The sequence below is a fragment of the Kitasatospora purpeofusca genome (assembly GCF_000718025.1).
Classification (GTDB): domain Bacteria; phylum Actinomycetota; class Actinomycetes; order Streptomycetales; family Streptomycetaceae; genus Kitasatospora; species Kitasatospora purpeofusca.
This window is the reverse complement of sequence record NZ_JODS01000002.1, coordinates 122,548-139,169: the sequence shown is the minus strand read 5'-3', so window position 1 is coordinate 139,169 and position 16,622 is coordinate 122,548. Positions and strand designations below refer to the sequence as shown.

Genomic DNA, 16,622 nt, shown 5'->3' with positions numbered 1-16,622 from the left:
TCAGCCGGTCAGCCGGTGATCGTGTGCCGGCGGGCCCAGACCGCCGCCGAGACCCGGGCGACCAGCCGGGCCGCCGGATCGTCCTCCGCGCCGTCCGCGCCGGAGGCCAGCGGGCCGGTGTAGCAGACGGCCAGCAGGTAGGGCGGGCAGTCCTCGGGCCGCACCAGCCCCACGCAGTGCCGGGCGCCGGGGATCCAGCCGTTCTTGAACGCGACCGCCGTCCCCGGCGGCAGCCCGGCCGCGAGGTCGACCCGGAACGCGTTGCGCTCCAGCAGTGCGAGCAACTCCGGCTCCCCGGACAGGGACTGGAGCAGCCGGACCAGGTCGCGGGCCGTCACCCGGTTGTGCAGGCCCGCGTCCCGCGCCGGGTAGTCCTCGATCCCGCGCGGACTGGCGCTCCGGGTGGCGCCCGCTCTCCGCCAGACCTCCGCGACGGCCTCGTGACCGGCCCGGGCGAGGCAGAGGTTGGTGGCGAGGTTGGACGAGTGGGTGATCATCCGCTCGGCAAGCAGGCCCAGCGGCGCGGTGCCGCCGAGGAGTTCCCACGGGACGGGGTCGCTGTCCCACTCGGGGTCGTTGGCGAACTCCCCGCCCGCCCGCGAGGCGAAGGAGTTCACCACCGGCACGGCCTCGTCGAGGTCGGCCCCGGCGCGGTGCAGGGCGGCCAGGACGGCGATCTTCATCGTGCTCGCGGCGTCGTGCGGCTCGTCCCCGCCGCGCTCGAACACCGGTTCCCCGCCCCAGGGGGCGACCACTACCGACAGCATGACCGCCACCGTGCCCGCCACCGCCCGTCCCGAAACCGAACCCGCCCGGCCGGGCCGACCGGGCCGGCGTGCACCGGGGCGTCAACCGCGATCGGTGCTCGCGGCGGGACGGTGTCCGCGCGCGTGCCGGTGGCCGGGCGGCCACGGCGGGCGGGGCTTCGCGGGTGCCAGCCGGACGGCCGGGAGCCGGGCGGTGTCCAACGGCGCCACCGTCGCGGCCCCCGGCCCGGTCCCGGCGGCGAGCGCGGCGAGGTAGTGGGCCCGGGGCTGCGGGGCGGCGCCCAGGGAGCGCACGTGCGGGGAGTCCCACTGGGCGTCCAGCAGCCGGCCCCCGGCGGCGGCGAAGCGGGCGGCGAGGTCGGCGACCGCGACCCGGGCGGCGTCCGGGCGGCGGTGGAACATCGAGTCCAGGCTGAGCACCGGCCCCGCCGCGATCCCGAACACCCCTCCGACCAGTTCCCCCGCCTCCCACACCTCGACGCTGTGGGCCGCGCCCAGCCGGTGCAGGGCGGTGAGCGCCTCCCGCAGGTCCCGGGTGAGCCACGGGGGTTCGCGGCCCTCGGCGCAGGCCGCGAGCACCTGCTCGAAGGCGGCGTCGGCGGTGGTCGACCAGTCCAGCCGGTTGCGCAGCAGGCGGGAGAGCTTGCTGCCGAGCCGCACACCGTCGGGGGCGAGGAGGGGGCGGGGGTCGGGCGACCACCAGGCGAGCGCGTACGGGTCGGTGTGCTCGGACCCCGGCAGCAGGGCGATCCGGCCGGTCTCCACCGCCTCCTCGTAGCGGGCCTCGTTGAAGGCGCTCGCGTAGGCGTCGGCGGCCGGGAGCGGGAACAGCCCGTGCCGGTAGGCGGCGAGCAGGGTGCCGGGCGCGAGGTCGCCGCCGAACGCCGCCGGTCCGTCGGCGGGGGCCCGGGCGACGTCCACCGCCGCGAAGAGCTCCTCGGGAGCGGTGGCGGTCATCGCACCGCCCCGAGCGGCGAGGTGCCGAGCGGCGGGGAGAGGAAGCCCTCCGCCGTCAGCCGGTCGAGGTAGAAGTCCAGCAGGCCGCCGTCGACGGCGGGCAGCACCACGCCGCTGCCGGCCAGGGCGTGTTCGGTGTTGGCCCGGTCGAAGCGCGGGAAGGTGGGCCGGAAGTACATCTCGCTGATGGACAGTTCGGTGCCGGGCACGCGGTCGACGAAGAGCGGCACGAACGGTGTCATCGGGTGGGTGGGGTGCCCGGCGGCGAACCGGACCAGGCCCTGCACCCACTGCTCGTACGGGACTTCGTCGACCGGGTGGCCCCGGGCGCGCAGCCGTTCGGCGAGTTCGGGCAGGCCGGCCGGGGTCGGCGAGGTCAGGTGGTAGACCTCGCCGACGGCGGGTGCGTGGGTGACGATGTGGCAGATCGCGCGGCTGAACCGGTCGGCCGGGACGAAGTCGAGCGGCAGCCGGACGTCCGGGCAACTCCCGCTCTCTGCCATGTACTTGATCAGTGCGCACATCTCGGTGCCGGTGTTCATCACGCCGGTGCGGAGGTCGCCGGTGACGTCGTTGGTGCGCAGCACGGTGACCGGCAGCCCGGCCTCGGCGGCGTGGTGCAGGAGCTGTTCGGCGACCCACTTGCTCTCGACGTAGCCGACGGCGAGCCGGTCGGCGTGGTCGAGCGGGGTCCGTTCGGTGACCTCGGCGACGCCGGCCGCGCCGAAGCCCGCCACCACGGCGAGGGTGGACAGGTAGTGGACGGGGATGCCGCGCGAGTGCCCGGCCAGGCGGACGATCTCGCGGGTGCCGTCGACGTTGGCGCCGCGCAGCTGGTGGTAGGGGTAGATGAAGTTGACCAGGCCGCCGAGGTGGTGGATGGCGTCCAGGGTGTTGGCGAGGTGCTCGAAGCGCTGCTGGGTGAGGCCGAGCAGGGGTTCGGCGAGGTCGCCGACGAGCGGGACGACGCGGCGGTCGGCGAGGTCCTGGCGGAGGAAGCGCTGCTGGGCGGCGCGGAGGCGTTCCAGGGCGTGCTCCTCGTCGGGGGCGCGGACCAGGCAGTGGATGCGGGCGTCGGTGGTGTGCAGCAGGGCGTCGAGCAGGTGGGCGCCGCAGAAGCCGGTGGCGCCGGTGAGGAGGATCTCAGTGGGTTCGGCGCGGGACGGCGCGGGGCTCCAGGACTGCCGGACGGGGGTGTCCAGGCGGGCTTCGGCGGCCCAGTCGACGGCGGCCTCGCCACTGGCGTCGATCAGGCTGCCGTCGACGTGGTCGTTGCCGCCGTCGCGCTCGCCGTCGCTGCCGTCGCGGGTGCTGCTGTCGCGGGCGCTGCCGTCGGGGCCCGGGGCCCGGGCGGAGCCGTCGGGCCGGGCCTGGCCGCCGGTGCGGGCGGCGAGGGTGTCGGCGGCGAAGGCCCGCAGGGTGGCGTCGCGCAGCAGCGAGCGGGTGAGGAAGCGGATCCGGGTGACGTCGATGCCGAACATGATCCGGGCGCGGGCGAGCATCTCCATGGCGAGCAGGGAGTTGCCGCCGAGGTCGAAGAAGTCGTCCTCGGGTCCGACCTCCTCGACGCCGAGCAGTTCGGACCACAGCTGGGCGACGCCCGCCTCGAAGGCCGAGACGGTGCCCCCGACCGGGGCCGAGCCGTTCGGGGACGCGGGGCCGGCCCCGGCACCCGCCCCGACCCCGGCACCAGCCCCGGGCCCGCGTGCGGCTCCGGCCCGGCGGGCGGCGATCGGGTCGGCGCCGTCCTGGCCGTCCCGCCGCTGCAGCTGCGGCCGGGCGTCGGGCAGCCGGCGGCGGTCGATCTTGCCGGCCGGGGTGAGCGGCATGCTGTCGAGGAGCACGAAGTCCGCCGGGACCATGAAGTCCGGCAGCCGTTCGGCCAGGTAGGCGCGGATCCGTCCGCGCCGGGCGTGCGGTCCGGACGCGGCGCGTTCGGTGAGCGTGTAATAGGCGATCAGGACGCGGCTGCCGTCGGCGCTGCCGTCGGCGGCGACCCGGGCCTGCCGGACGTCGGGGTGGGCGGCGAGCACGGATTCGACCTCGGCGGGGTCGACCCGGTGGCCGCGGACCTTCAGCTGGTCGTCGAAGCGGCCGAGGATCTCCAGGTTGCCGTCGGCCCGCCAGCGGCCGGCGTCGCCGGTGCGGTACATGCGCTCTCCGGGCTCGGGCGCGTACGGGTCCGGCAGGAACGTTTCGGCGGTCAGCCCGGGTGCCCGCCAGTAGCCGCGGGCCAGGCCGGGGCCGCCGAGGTGGATCTCGCCCTTCTCGCCGGGCGGCACGGGGCTGAGCCGGGCGTCCAGCAGGTGCAGCCGCACCCCGGGCAGCGGCCGCCCGATCGGGACCGGCGCGGCGGACGGGTGGCCGGGGCCGGCGTGCTGCGCCCCGGCCCCCAGCACCTCCGGCGTGAGTTCGCAGAGGGTGGACGTGACGGCCGCCTCGGTCACCCCGTAGGCGTTGACCAGCCGGACCCCCGGCAGCCGCTCCAGGCAGGCCCGGCAGTCGTCGGCGTGCACGGTGTCGCCGCCCACGATGATCAGCCGCAGGCCCTCCGGCGCGGGCCCGCCGGGCGGGAACAGGCCGAGCAGGTGGTGCCAGTACGCGGGCGTGAGGTCCGCGACGGTCAGCCGCAGCTCGCGCATCCGGTGGGCCAGCTCGGTGGGCGCCCAGGTGCGGGCGCCGCCGAGCACCAGGGTGGCCCCCGCGGTCAGGGTCGCGAAGACCTGCTCCAGCGAGGTGTCGAAGCCGAGTGCGGCCAATTGGAGGACACGGTCGCGCGGAGTGAGCCCGTAGGCGTGGACCACCCGGCCGAGGGTGAAGACCAGCGCGCGATGGGTGACCGGCACGCCCTTGGGCGTGCCGGTGGTCCCCGAGGTGTAGATCAGATAGGCGAGGTCGTCCGGCCCGGCCGGGTCCCCGCCCGGCTCGATGCCTTCGCCGTCCAGCTCGATGCCTTCGCCCCCACCGCCGTCCGGCGTCACCGTCCGCGCCCCCGGGAAGGGCCGCCCGTCCGCCGAGACGACCACCTCCGCGCCGCAGTCCTCGACCAGCCGGGCCAGCCGCCGGCGCGGGTGGGCCGGGTCCAGCGGCAGGAAGGCGCCGCCCGCCTTGAGCACACCGAGCAGGGCGGTCACCAGGTCCGCGCCGCGTTCCAGGCAGACCGGGACGACCCGCTCCGGGCCGACGCCCAGGCCGCGCAGCACGCCCGCCAGCCGGTCGCTGCGGGTGTCCAGGTCACGGTAGGTGAGCGTCTCCTCGTCGGTGACCACCGCGACGGCGTCCGGGGCCTGCGCCGCCCGGGCCCGGACCAGTCCGTGCACGGTGTCCGCGAGGCCCGCGGCGCCACTGCCGGCGGCAACACGCCCGACGGCGCTCCCGACGGGGCTCCCGGGGTCGCCGGGGTCGCCGGGAGCCAGGCCGAGCCCCGGGGGACGCCACTCGCGCTCGACGTACGCACGGCACTCCGCACGCCCGGCGGGCCCGAAGACCGTCCGCCAACCGCTCGGAACCGTGAAGTCCCCGGGCCAGATCGTATACTGACCGTCCTCGTTGACCAGCACGGCGTGACGTCCGGAGCCCACTCCGGCACGTACTCCCCGTGCGCTGTCCGCTGCTTCATCCACCGGCTTGACCTCGTGCTGTAGCGGCAGAATGCTGGGAGGTGCGACATTTCCGACTATACGCACTCAAGGCCCATTTCGAACGTTCGGCCGGACCACCCCGGTCCGGCCCGGACGCTCGCGAGCCCCTGCCCGGAAATCCCACCACCCGTCACCGCGGGAGGACGGGGTGATGTCGCGGAGGAGGTAGCTCGTTGACACGTCGGCGCCAACGCCTGATGGCCTGTTACCTGGCGTGGATGGTGCTGTTCACCGGCATCTACTACGCCAATCCCTCCCAGCGGATCATCTGGTGGACGGGCATCGGCCTGGGCGGCGTCACCGCCATCGTGGTCGGCGTCCGCCTCAACCGCCCCACGCACGCCAGTTACTGGTACCTGCTCGCGCTCGCCAACCTCAGCTTCACGGCGGGCGAGGTGGTCCAGGTCATCCAGATGCAGTTCCTGCACCTGGGCAGCCCGTTCCCGTCCATCGCCGACGGCTTCTACCTCGCCGAGTACCTGCTGTACGCGGCAGGCGTGTTGGGCTTCATCCGCTGGCGGACCGCGCATCAGGACCGGGCCAGTCTGCTGGACGCGCTGATCCTCACCATGGGCCTGGCGCTGCTGGTCTGGATCTACCTGATCCTCCCCTACGCGCGGAACCCCGAGCTCGACTGGTTCCAGAAGGCCGTCTCGATCGCCTACCCGCTGGGCGACGTCGTGGTGCTGGCCCTGTTGCTCCGTCTGGTCGTGCCGCGCGGCGGTGTCAGCCGCTCCCTCCAACTGCTCGCCGTCGGCACCGTCGGCCTCCTGGTCGCCGACATCGCCTACGGGCTGATCGTGCTGCACGGCAACTGGCACATCGGCACCCCCGTGGACTTCGGCTGGGCCGCCTTCTACACCGCCTGGGGCGCGGCCGCCCTGCACCCGTCCATGGTCGAGCTGACCAGACCCATCCCCAGCCAGCAGCCGGACCTCGGCCCCGGCCGGCTGGCCCTGCTCACCGCCGCCTCACTGATCGCGCCGACCATCCTGATGATCGAGGCCGCCGCGGGCAACACCAGCAACGCCGGGGTGATCGGCGCCTTCTCCGCCCTCATCTACCTGCTGGTGCTCGCCCGGCTGGCGGTCGTGGTGCGCGCCCGCCGCCAGGCCGTCGCCCGGGAACGCGCGCTGCGACTCGCCGGCTCCGCCCTCACCTCGGCCGTCACCGTCGAGGAGGTCGCCGACGCCGTCCAGGCCGCCGCCTCCACCCTGATGCCGACCGAGCCCGGCCATGTCGCGCTGCTCGCCGTCACCGAGGGCGGCGTCCTGCACGTACGGCACGCCGAACGCGGCGCCGGCCGCCACCTGCTCGGCGCCGAGCACGAATCCGACGAGGTGCTCGCCCTCGCCGCCTACCGGGAGACCAGGCTGCTGTCCGTCGAGGACATCGGCAACGACCTCGCCACCCGGCTGAACGGCATGCCGAGCGCCCTGCTCTGCCCGCTCACCCTGGCCGAGCGCCCGTCCGGGGACCCGCTGATCGGCGCCCTCATCGTCACCGGCACCGAGCAGGAGCTGACCAGCCTCTGGGGCTCGCTGGAGATCCTGGCCGGCCAGGCCGCGTTCGCGGTCGAGCGCGTCATGCTGAGCCAGGAGATCACCCGACGCGACAGCGAGGCCTACTTCCGCACCCTGGTGCAGAGCGCCAGCGACGTCATCCTGATCCTCAACGGCGACGACTCCGTCCGCTACGCCTCGGGCTCCTCCGCCGAACGCGTCCTCGGCTACCACAGCCTCTCCGGCACCCTGATCACCGACCTCGTCCCGACCGAGGACAGCCGGTCGGTCGGCAAGGCGCTGGCCCGGATGCGCAGCCGGGACGCCGGCCTCCCCGCCTCGCGCCCCGGCCGTTCCGGGCTGGACGCCCAGCGCGACCACTGGCGGCTGCTGCGCGCCGACGGCACCCCGATCGAGGTCGAGGTGCACGCCAACGACCTGCGGGCCGATCCGACGGTGGGCGGGCTGGTGCTCACCCTGCGCGACGTCACCGAGCAGCGGCAGATGGAGCGCGAGCTCACCCACCGGGCCTTCCACGACTCGCTGACCGGACTGGCCAACCGGGTGCTGTTCCTGGACCGGGTCGGCCACGCGCTCTCCCGGGGCGAGCGCAGCGGCGCCGTCACCGGGGTGCTCTTCATCGACCTGGACGACTTCAAGATGGTCAACGACACCCAGGGGCACGCGGTCGGCGACGAGCTGCTGATCGCCGTCTCGCTGCGGGTGTCGACGGCGCTGCGCACCTCGGACACGGCGGCGCGCCTGGGCGGCGACGAGTTCGCGGTGCTGGTGGAGGACGCGCTGGCGCCGGCCGACGTCGGGGCGCTCGCGGACGGCGTGCTGGCGGCGTTCGCCGAGCCGTTCCGGCTGAGCGCGGGCGCGGTGCGGGTGTCGGCCAGCATCGGGGTGGCGACGACGGAGGACAGCGTGGACGCCACCGAGCTGCTGAGCCACGCGGACCTGGCCCTGTACTCGGCGAAGTCGGCGGGCAAGCGGCAGTGGTGCCACTACCAGCCCTCGTTGCAGGCGGGCCTGGTGGCGCGGCACGAGCTGAACGAGAACCTGGACACGGCGATCGCCGAATCCGCGTTCCGGCTGTACTACCAGCCGATCGTCGACCTGGCCACGGGGGCACTGGTGGCCTTCGAGGCACTGGTGCGCTGGCCGCACGACCGGCGCGGCATGGTGCTGCCGGACGAGTTCATCGCCCTCGCCGAGGAGAGCGGCCAGATCGTGCCGCTCGGCGCCTGGGTGCTGGAGCGCGCCGCCCAGGAGACGGCCGCCTGGCACGCCGCCAGCTCCGCCGCCCGCGCCGCCGTCGGCCTGCCGCCGCTGCGGGTCAACGTCAACGTCTCGGCCCGCCAGTTCCGCGACCCGGGCTTCGTGGACGTGGTGCGCGGCGCGATCCGCTCCTCCGGGATCCCGCCGCAGTCGCTGGTCCTGGAGCTCACCGAGTCCGTCCTGATGCGCCGGGACGACCGCGTCCACACCGATATGCGCACCCTGGGCGACCTCGGCGTCGGCATCGCCATCGACGACTTCGGCACCGGCTACTCCTCGCTCTCCTACCTGCGGGAGTTCCCGATCTCGATCCTGAAGATCGACAAGTCCTTCATCGACGGCCTCAGCCTCTCCCAGCAGCAGTACGCCCTGGTGGAGGGCATCGCCAGGATCGCCGACACCCTGGGCGTGCAGGTCATCGCCGAGGGCATCGAGCACCCCGACCAGCGCGACCTGCTCGCCGCCATGGGCTGCCCCCTCGGCCAGGGCTACCTCTTCGCCCGCCCCCTCACCCCCGACCAGGCCCGCGCCTTCATCGAACAGCACACCGCCCCGCTCAACGAACCGGCCGGGCCCGGTGCTCCTACCGACTAGGCAGCGGACCGTCCCGTCCCGGCGGCTCCGCCGTCCCCCGGCCGGTCTCCGTGCGGGGAGAACACGAAGGAGGAGGCGTCCCCGTCGAGGTCGATGGTGAGCCCCGCGTCCAATGCCCGCGCCAGCCGTCGGAGCAGCGGGAGCGTGGGCAGCGAGTCCCCGCCCTCGATCGTCGAGATCTGCGGCTGCGTCATGCCCGCGCGACGGGCCAGCTCCGTCTGCGACAGCCCGAGTTCGGCCCGCCGGTCGTAGACCGCCTGACCGAGCGCGAACGCGTACCCGGCCTCCACGTAGGCCGCCGACTCCTCGACCGTCTCACCCAGGAGCTTCCTGGCCCGCCGGGTCCTCCACTCGCTGTGGTTCACGGCTCCTCCTCCATACAAAAATCTGTATACCGCAGGCGGCGTCAGGAACGCCGGAAGGCGCCGGCGTGGGCCGCTGCGAGGGCGGCGGCGGCGGCGCGGTCGGCGGTGGCCTCGTCGAGGGGGTCGGGGGTGGTGAGCATGCGGTAGTAGAGGGGGGCGGAGACGGCGCGGACGACCTCGGCGGGGTCGGTGTCGGGCGGGAGTTCGCCGCGGTCGACGGCCTCGGTGACGCACGGGGCCCACTCGTCCACCCGGGCGCGGTAGAAGCGGTGCAGGGCCTCGGCGGCGTCCCGGTCGCAGGTGGCGGCGACGAGGACGGCGCGGAACAGGGCGCCCTGCCGGGGGTCGGCGAGGGTGCGGGCGACCAGGCGGGCGTTGGCGCGGAGGTCCTCGGCGAGGGAGCCGGTGCGGGCGCGCGGGAGGGACTGCTCGGCCATGTCGGTCAGCAGGTCGGCGAGCAGGGCGCCGACCGAGCCCCAGCGCCGGTAGACGGTGGTGCGGCCGACCTCGGCGCGGCGGGCGACGTCGCCGAGGTCGAGCCCGGCGAAGCCGACCTCGACCAGGGCGTCCTCGGCGGCCGTGAGGACGGCGGTCCGGACGCGGGCGGTCCGGCCGCCGGGGCGCTGCATGCTGCCCGATGCTGTCATTAACGGGATTCCTGTTCCATTAGCGAGCGCGACGGTGCTAGGGTCGAGCCATCTTAACGGCACAGAAGTCCCGTTAGCGAAGGGAAGACCTCTCATGGAGTACCGCCGCCTCGGCGCGTCCGGCCTCACCGTCCCCGCGCTCTCCCTCGGCACCGGCACCTTCGGCGGCCGCGGCCCGCTGTTCGGCGCCTGGGGCACCACCGACGAGACCGAGGCCCGCCGCCTGCTGGACATCGCCATCGACGCCGGCGTCACCCTGTTCGACACCGCCGATGTCTACTCCGACGGCGCCTCCGAGGAGGTCCTCGGCCGGGCGATCAAGGGCCGCCGCGACCAGGTGCTGATCTCCACCAAGGCCGGCCTGCCCACCGGCGACGGCCCCAACGACGCCGGCACCTCCCGCGCCCGCCTCACCACCGCCGTCGAAGCCGCCCTGCGCCGCCTCGGCACCGACCACCTCGACCTCTTCCAACTGCACGCCTTCGATGCCGCCACCCCCGTCGAGGAGGTGCTCGGCGCCCTGGACGAGCTGGTCCGGGCCGGCAAGGTCCGCTACACCGGCGTGTCCAACTTCTCCGGCTGGCAGCTCATGAAGTCGCTCGCCGCCGCCGACCGCGACGCCCGCCCCCGCTACGTCGCCCACCAGGTCTACTACTCCCTCGTCGGCCGCGACTACGAGTGGGAGCTGATGCCGCTCGGCCAGGACCAGGGCGTCGGCGCGCTGGTGTGGAGCCCGCTCGGCTGGGGCCGCCTCACCGGCAGGATCCGCCGCGGCACCCCGGTCCCGGCCGGCAGCCGCCTCCACGACACCGCCGACTACGGCCCGCCGGTGGCGGACGAGCTGCTGTACGACGTGGTCGACGCGCTGGACGCGATCGCTGCCGAGACCGGGCGCACCGTCCCCCAGGTGGCGATCAACTGGCTGCTGCGCCGCCCCACCGTCTCGTCCGTGATCATCGGCGCCCGCAACGAGGAACAGCTGCGCCAGAACCTCGGCGCGGTCGGCTGGGAGCTGACCGCGGAGCAGGTCGCCCGGCTGGACGCGGCGAGCCTGCGCACCGCGCCGTACCCCTACTTCCCGTACCGCCGCCAGGAGGCCTTCGCCCGGCTGAACCCGCCGCTCGCGGGGTGAGGCGGCGGGAGCGGGGCCGCGGCGGTCAGAGCGGCAGCGGGAGGACGTTGACGGCCTGCGGCCCCTTCGGCCCCTGCACGAGCTGGTACTCAACGAGCTGCCCCTCGGTCAGGGTCCGGTACCCGACCCCGATGATGTCCGAGTAGTGGACGAAGACATCCTGCCCCCCGTCGGCCGGCGTGATGAAGCCGAACCCCTTGGCATCGCTGAACCACTTGACGGTGCCCAGGTTGACCACGGCCCGGTGCTCCGCCGCGGCCCCGACGGCGGTGTCCGCCCGCGCCGGGGCGGACGCCGCCGCCGTCAGGGCCGCGAGGGCCAGCAGCGGAACACACAGCACGGCCGCCAGGCGCCGGCGCTCGGGGGACGGGAAGGACATCGGGCACCTCCAGGAAGGGAGCCGGCGGACGCCGCCTCCCCACCGACCGTCGGGCCGCCGACCCTCCCCCGCAACCGGAACTCCTGCACCCGGCGGCACCGGCGACCGGCAGTCCGGCCGACACCGGGCGGCACCGGCACAGGCACCCGGCGCCCGGCGGCCCCACCGCCGCCCGGTAATCCGTTTGTCATCGCGGGCCGGAAGAAGGCAAGGTCACGGGCATGATCGAACTGCAGGAGCTGACCCCCGAGGACTGGCCGCTCTTCCGCGAGCTGCGCCTCGCCGCACTGGCCGAGGCGCCGTACGCCTTCGGCTCCACCCTGGCCGCCTGGCAGGGCGAGGGCGACCGGGAGGAGCGCTGGCGCGCCCGGCTGGAGATCCCCGGCGCCCTGGACCTCGTCGCCCTCCTGGACGGCGAGCCCGCCGCGATGGCCACCGGGGTACCGGAGGGCGGGCATGCGGAGCTGATCTCGATGTGGGTCGGCCCGAAGGCGCGCGGCCGGGGCGTCGGCGCCCGGCTGATCGCCGAGATCGAGGGGTGGGCGGCCCGGCAGGGCTTCGCCGCCCTGCGGCTCGCCGTGATGCCGCACAACGCCCACGCCATCGCCCTGTACGAGCGCCTCGGCTTCACCGACACCGGCGAGCCGGGCGACCTGCTCCCGGACGGCGTCTCCCGCGAGCTGGTGCTGGCGAAGCCGCTGTCCGAGCCGCCGTCCCCCTGAGCACCTGCGACACCGGTCCCACACCTCCATCAACTCCCTTGTGTTTCACCGGAGTTCACACGTCCGTTCCGGCCAGAGGAGGTCCGGTTCGGGCCAGCTCCCGGCAATCGCGGCACCCGGACGGCGGGACGGTGCCTACGGTCGACAGGTCCGTAGGCAACCGTTCCGCCGCCGGCCCGCGCACGCAGGCGCGGGCATACCCACCGTGTGAAACGCCGAGCCAGGGAGTCCGTACTGTGCCGTCCTTGCTGCACTACGAGATCGTCGCGGATCCGACATCGCTCCAAGCCTCGCTCCCGAACGAGCCCTCCGTGGGGACGGTCTACCTGATCGTCTCCAACACCCACCAGGCCCAGGTCGAGTGGGACTTCATCGACGTGGCCCTGCCGCTGCTCACCCAGTCCTCGAACCTGACCGACACCCCCGCAACGGTCACCGCCACCATCGAGCGGACGTACAACAACCCCTGGGACGACCCGCTGGAGTTCGCCTGGGACGCCGCCAACGACTGCTTCCGGGCCCGGCTCTCCCAGGCGCAGCCGTCCACCCGGCAGTTCGCGCTGCTTGACGCCCACGGCGCGCTGGTGCTGAAGCTGGAGAACATCCCGGTCGCCGAGGGCGCCGGCCTGAGCCTGCTGGAGATCCGCGAGCGGGCCGGCGGCGGGGACGACAACATCGCCATGCGGCAGGACCACTACACCACCTACCTCGGGCTGGCGAAGCAGACCCCGCGCGTCCCGCGCAACTTCCGCCCGGACAAGTCGCTGCTGGACGTCGACGCGGGCGAGCAGCTGGTGCTCCGCTGGGACGGCCCCAACAGCCTGGACTACGCGATCCTCGACCAGACCGGCGCCGAGGTCCGCAGCGAGCCCGCGGTGGCGGGCGCCGCCCCGGCCCACCAGGAGTACTCCTGGACCACCGCCGCCCCCAAGCGCGGCACCACCTACACCCTGGTCGCGAAGGCGGCCGGCGGCGGGCAGCAGCGCGGCTACTTCCTCACCACCACCGTGCACGCGGTGATCCCCGAGTTCGCGAGCGGGACCCGCACCCCGTGGGTGGAGGGCGTCGCGAACAAGGGCCGGCTGGTGCTCGCCGCGGACGGCGCGGAGGTCCGCAACCCCGCCGGGGGCCTGGGCCGGATCACGGCCGACAAGGCCGACGTGGACAACGTGACCACCCGGGTGGTGCAGGGCCGCACCGACAGCGCCGGCTGGATCAGCTTCCCCGACCAGGGCGTCAACATCTACCACGGCCACGACAGCACCCCCGGTGTACTCACCGCCGGCCGCGTCGACGCGGAGGGCGTCAACACCAAGTGGGCCGGCAGCCGGGACGCCGGCAGCGGCTGGATCGAGTTCACCCAGCCCGGCGCCACCCTCCACAAGGACGGCAACCAGGACCTCGGCGCCACCGTCCACGCCGACAAGGCCGACGTCGACGGCATCAACACCAAGTGGGTCCAGGGCCGCAGCACTTCGGACGGCTGGATCGAATTCCCCGCCGAGGGCGTCCGCGTGCTGCGCGACGGCGGCCACGACCTCGGCACACCGTCCACGCCGACAAGGCCGACGTCGACGGCATCAACACCAAGTGGGTCCAGGGCCGCAGCACTTCGGACGGCTGGATCGAATTCCCCGCCGAGGGCCTGCGGGTGCTGCGCGACGGCGGCCACGACCTCGGCACCGTGACCGCGGGCAAGGCCGAGCTCAACGAGCTGAACACCGGCCTGGCCCTGGTCTCCGGCGAGGCGCGGGTGCGGGGCATGCTCTCCGTCGGCGGCGGGATGAAGCTGAGCCACGACGGTACGCGGATGTTCGTCACCCTGCCGGACCGGATCATCTACTCCGCGATCAACGAGTTCAAGCAGTGGGTGGGCATGGAGCGGGGCCTGACGGTCTCCTTCCAGACCGGCAGCTTCTCGGCCACCAAGGAGGGCGGGATCCTGACCCACGGCTGCGACGTCCAGTTCCAGCAGGGGACGGTGTCCATCTCCAAGGGCAACCCGCCGCAGGTGCGGTTCCTCTGACGCCCTTCGCCGTTGTTCCACCGTCCCCGGACCGGGGCGGTGGAACAACGGCGAAACATCGTTCCCCTCATCGAGTGAAACGCGCTCCGGGCCGCACCCCGCGGGCCCGACGGCCTGCGACTCTTCTCCTCGGCATCGAATTCCGATGTACACGATCCTTCCGGAGACGAGTCATGCAGAGCCCCTCCCCCGCCTCCCGTTCCTCCCGCCACGCCTGGATCGCCGCGCTCGCCGCCGCCGCGCTGCTCGGCCTCACCTCCCCCACCGGCCACGCCACTTCGCCGGAGGAGGCCATCGAGACGGGTGTGTCCTACTACCTGATCGCCTCGAACCACGGGAACCGCGGCGTGACGTTCGAGGTGAACAACAGCAACGACTGGGCCCTGCTGACGAACGACGCGGACAGCAACGGCACCGCCGTCGTCCTGGAGTCGAAGGACTCGGGCTACACGATCCGGTCCACCAGCTCCAACTGGCCCGGCTACGACACCTGGTGCTCGGTGGACAAGGGCATCAAGCTGGGCAAGGCCGACGGCTGCGCGACGGCGTGGAAGATCGTCCCCGGCGAGGACGGCTTCAAGCTGGAGGACCAGTCCCGTCGCACCGTCGCCCACAAGACCTCCGGGAAGTCCTGGCTGGGGCCGGCCACCGAGATCTACAGCGGCCACGCCTACACCGGCTTCAAGCTCGTCAAGGCGGCCTGAGAGCACCTGCCCCCGCCCCGGCCGGAGCGCTACCCAGAAACCTGGGATACCGCCGCACCGGCCGGGGGCGCGGCCAGTGCATGGCCTCGTACAACATCAACTACTGGGTCGGCGGCATGCCGTTCGCCCTCACCCAGCTGAAGATCTGCCTCAGCGCGCAGACCAGCCTCGCGCACGGTGCGCAGATCTTCTTCCCCGGCGACGTGAACTACTTCCCGGCCGACGGCGTCCTCGTCCCGTCCTTCCCCGTCACCCCCTGATCCCCCGCCGATCCGCTCGGCGAACTCAGTTGCGGGAGTCAGGCAGTTGGTGATCGGCGTGCGAGAGGCTCGCAGCCCGCACTCGGCCGCCACTCGCAGTTGCAGCGGCTCGGACCCGGTCTCGGTGGCCCGGCCCGGTGGGGGGAGCCACCGGGCCGGGAGCGCCGCCAGCAGGCCGCCGAAGCCGCGCCGGGCTTCGGCGGCCGCCACCACCCGTGCCTCCGAGGGGAGTTCGGGAGGGAAGTCGGACGGGGTCGGGCGGCGGCAGTAAACGGATCGGACCGCGGCGAGGTCCAGCACGCGGTGGCCGGTGGCGACCGTCCCGTCTGGCATTTCTCACTCCGAGCCGTGCCGCTCCCACCAGGTGTCGAAGGGCTCAGCATGGCTCAGGTCCACGTCCCTGAGCGCAATCCACCTCTCAGGGACGGACTCCATCTCGGCGCCGGTGAAGACGCCGCCCTCGGCATACGTCATCGAGACGGTGGACGAAGGTGTGCAGGAAGTCGGGCGGGCCGACTTCCTGCACCGAGTTGCTCACCTTCTGAGCCGGAGCCCTCCAGGCCCTGTTGAGCGGCCCGCTCGAAGCAATCGAGCGGGCCGCGTCACGTCGGGAGCCCACCGGGGCGGACGGCCGCCCAGGCGTGCCTTCAGGAGGCAGCGCTCCGAGCCGGGCACTGCCAGTCGGCCGCGTCAATCGGATGCCCCGCCTCGTCAGCGAGGTGGAAGCAATGGCCATAGGCCCACACCGTGACCGAATCAGGTCGATGCACGACCTGGAAGGGTTCGTCCCCACGCAAGGTCCCGGACCAGGAACCGCCGGCCGCTGGTGAGTGGGTGACAACGACGCAGGTCTGCTGTCGCTGGATCCGGTAGGTGTCCGCCCAGGGCTCCACGGTCAGCTCCAGTGGCGCTCACCCTCGTTCGTCACCAGCAACCGTGCGGTTCCCCCGGCGAACATCTCCAGCACCTCTTCCTGCCACTGCGGGTGATCTTGAAGGCGAGCACCGTCCACGGGTGCACCGGCCCGATCCTCACACACGGGATCGGCGTCGCCGGTGCCGCATCAGCCGATGCCGGTGGCAGTCGAGGCCAGGGAGAGGAGGAGGGCGCCGAGGGCGCCGGTGGCGGCGAAGCGGCGGCCGCCGGACCGGAGGTGGTGGACGGTCGCGGCGGCGAAGGCGAGGCCGCCGGCGAGGAACCACGGGCCCCACAGGTAGAGGTACCAGCGGGTGAGGCCGGCCAGGTAGGGGTCCACGGTGGCGGCGCCGGTCCCGACGAGGATGCCGTGGACGACGAAGAGACCGCCGTGCCAGATGAGGAGGACGGCCGCGCCGCCGCCGCAGAACACCAGGGAGCGGTCGGCCACCCGGCCCCGGAGGCGGGTCAGGCCGATACCGATCGCCGCCCCGAGGAGCTTGAGGAAGCCCGTCACCCACAGGACGGCCAGGAACCACGGCACCCGGTCCTGGGCGAGCCGCACCAGCTCGGGCGCCACCGTCGACCGCGCGCCGAAGGTGCTCCCCATCGCCCACAGGAAGCTGGGCACCGCGAACAGCACCCCCCACACCGCGACGACGTACCCCCAGCGCGTGCCCGTACCGCTCTTGATCGACATGACTCCACCGTGGCAGTACGACAGCGGAGG

The 16,622-nt window shown here is 73.6% G+C and carries 15 protein-coding genes and 1 pseudogene; 7 read left to right on the top strand and 9 right to left on the bottom strand.

Translation table 11 applies throughout. The annotated features are described in order from the left end of the window. Nucleotides 1–8 precede the first annotated feature (8 nt). The 4 genes and pseudogenes from IF01_RS0103735 to IF01_RS51515 form a co-directional block, all read right to left on the bottom strand. Entirely contained in the window at nt 9–767 is a 759-nt protein-coding gene (locus IF01_RS0103735) for a serine hydrolase (protein WP_030391785.1), read from the bottom strand. 81 nt (nt 768–848) lie between these two features. Then, a complete protein-coding gene (locus tag IF01_RS0103730; protein WP_063764123.1) occupies nt 849–1,724 on the bottom strand; it encodes a leucyl/phenylalanyl-tRNA--protein transferase in 876 nt (291 codons plus the stop codon). Beyond that, nucleotides 1,721–5,044 (bottom strand): non-ribosomal peptide synthetase, encoded by a 3,324-nt coding sequence (locus tag IF01_RS50840; RefSeq protein ID WP_279617248.1) that lies wholly within the window; start codon nt 5,042–5,044, stop codon nt 1,721–1,723. The genes IF01_RS0103730 and IF01_RS50840 overlap by 4 nt, the downstream gene beginning before the upstream one ends. Nucleotides 5,045–5,167: 123 nt before the next feature. Further along, a pseudogene (locus IF01_RS51515) lies at nt 5,168–5,284 on the bottom strand (MbtH family NRPS accessory protein); the annotation flags it as partial. 254 nt (nt 5,285–5,538) lie between these two features. On the opposite strand from IF01_RS51515, the gene IF01_RS49615 reads away from it, so the two are divergent. After that, on the top strand, nt 5,539–8,742 hold the full coding sequence (locus IF01_RS49615) for a putative bifunctional diguanylate cyclase/phosphodiesterase (protein WP_157855154.1): 3,204 nt from the start codon (nt 5,539–5,541) through the stop codon (nt 8,740–8,742). Here the strand turns inward: IF01_RS49615 and IF01_RS0103715 are convergent. Together IF01_RS0103715 and IF01_RS0103710 are read right to left on the bottom strand one after the other, a co-directional pair. Continuing rightward, entirely contained in the window at nt 8,739–9,107 is a 369-nt protein-coding gene (locus tag IF01_RS0103715) for a helix-turn-helix domain-containing protein (RefSeq protein ID WP_030391781.1), read from the bottom strand. The two genes, IF01_RS49615 and IF01_RS0103715, sit on opposite strands and share 4 nt — an antisense overlap. A gap of 41 nt (nt 9,108–9,148) precedes the next feature. Further along, complete coding sequence (locus IF01_RS0103710) at nt 9,149–9,754, bottom strand: TetR/AcrR family transcriptional regulator (RefSeq protein WP_030391780.1); 606 nt, start codon at nt 9,752–9,754, stop codon at nt 9,149–9,151. 94 nt (nt 9,755–9,848) lie between these two features. Between IF01_RS0103710 and IF01_RS0103705 the strand changes: the two genes are divergently transcribed. Then, a complete protein-coding gene (locus IF01_RS0103705; protein WP_030391779.1) occupies nt 9,849–10,886 on the top strand; it encodes an aldo/keto reductase in 1,038 nt (345 codons plus the stop codon). Between the two features lie 25 nt (nt 10,887–10,911). Here the strand turns inward: IF01_RS0103705 and IF01_RS51775 are convergent, their stop codons facing one another. Next, nucleotides 10,912–11,265 carry a cold-shock protein gene (locus IF01_RS51775; RefSeq protein ID WP_078879627.1) on the bottom strand — a complete coding sequence of 118 codons (354 nt, stop codon included), beginning with the start codon at nt 11,263–11,265 and terminating at the stop codon, nt 10,912–10,914. 221 nt (nt 11,266–11,486) lie between these two features. Between IF01_RS51775 and IF01_RS0103695 the strand changes: the two genes are divergently transcribed. The 5 genes from IF01_RS0103695 to IF01_RS0103675 all read left to right on the top strand — a co-directional run bounded on the left by IF01_RS0103695 (nt 11,487) and on the right by IF01_RS0103675 (nt 14,977). After that, on the top strand, nt 11,487–11,987 hold the full coding sequence (locus IF01_RS0103695; RefSeq protein WP_030391777.1) for a GNAT family N-acetyltransferase: 501 nt from the start codon (nt 11,487–11,489) through the stop codon (nt 11,985–11,987). A gap of 236 nt (nt 11,988–12,223) precedes the next feature. Further along, entirely contained in the window at nt 12,224–13,675 is a 1,452-nt protein-coding gene (locus IF01_RS0103690) for a hypothetical protein (RefSeq protein WP_030391776.1), read from the top strand. Further along, complete coding sequence (locus tag IF01_RS0103685; RefSeq protein ID WP_030391775.1) at nt 13,639–14,013, top strand: hypothetical protein; 375 nt, start codon at nt 13,639–13,641, stop codon at nt 14,011–14,013. The genes IF01_RS0103690 and IF01_RS0103685 overlap by 37 nt, the downstream gene beginning before the upstream one ends. Nucleotides 14,014–14,186: 173 nt before the next feature. Next, nucleotides 14,187–14,717, top strand: coding sequence for a hypothetical protein (locus IF01_RS0103680; protein ID WP_030391774.1), 531 nt, complete (start codon nt 14,187–14,189; stop codon nt 14,715–14,717). 80 nt (nt 14,718–14,797) lie between these two features. Next, nucleotides 14,798–14,977: a hypothetical protein gene (locus IF01_RS0103675; protein WP_030391773.1), complete on the top strand. Its 180-nt coding sequence runs from the start codon at nt 14,798–14,800 to the stop codon at nt 14,975–14,977. 336 nt (nt 14,978–15,313) lie between these two features. Here the strand turns inward: IF01_RS0103675 and IF01_RS48065 are convergent, their stop codons facing one another. Then, nucleotides 15,314–15,451 (bottom strand): hypothetical protein, encoded by a 138-nt coding sequence (locus IF01_RS48065; protein WP_157855153.1) that lies wholly within the window; start codon nt 15,449–15,451, stop codon nt 15,314–15,316. 589 nt (nt 15,452–16,040) lie between these two features. Next, the gene (locus IF01_RS0103660) at nt 16,041–16,592 is read right to left on the bottom strand and encodes a DUF3995 domain-containing protein (protein WP_030391772.1); all 552 of its coding nucleotides are present in this window, start codon (nt 16,590–16,592) and stop codon (nt 16,041–16,043) included. Nucleotides 16,593–16,622 lie beyond the last annotated feature (30 nt).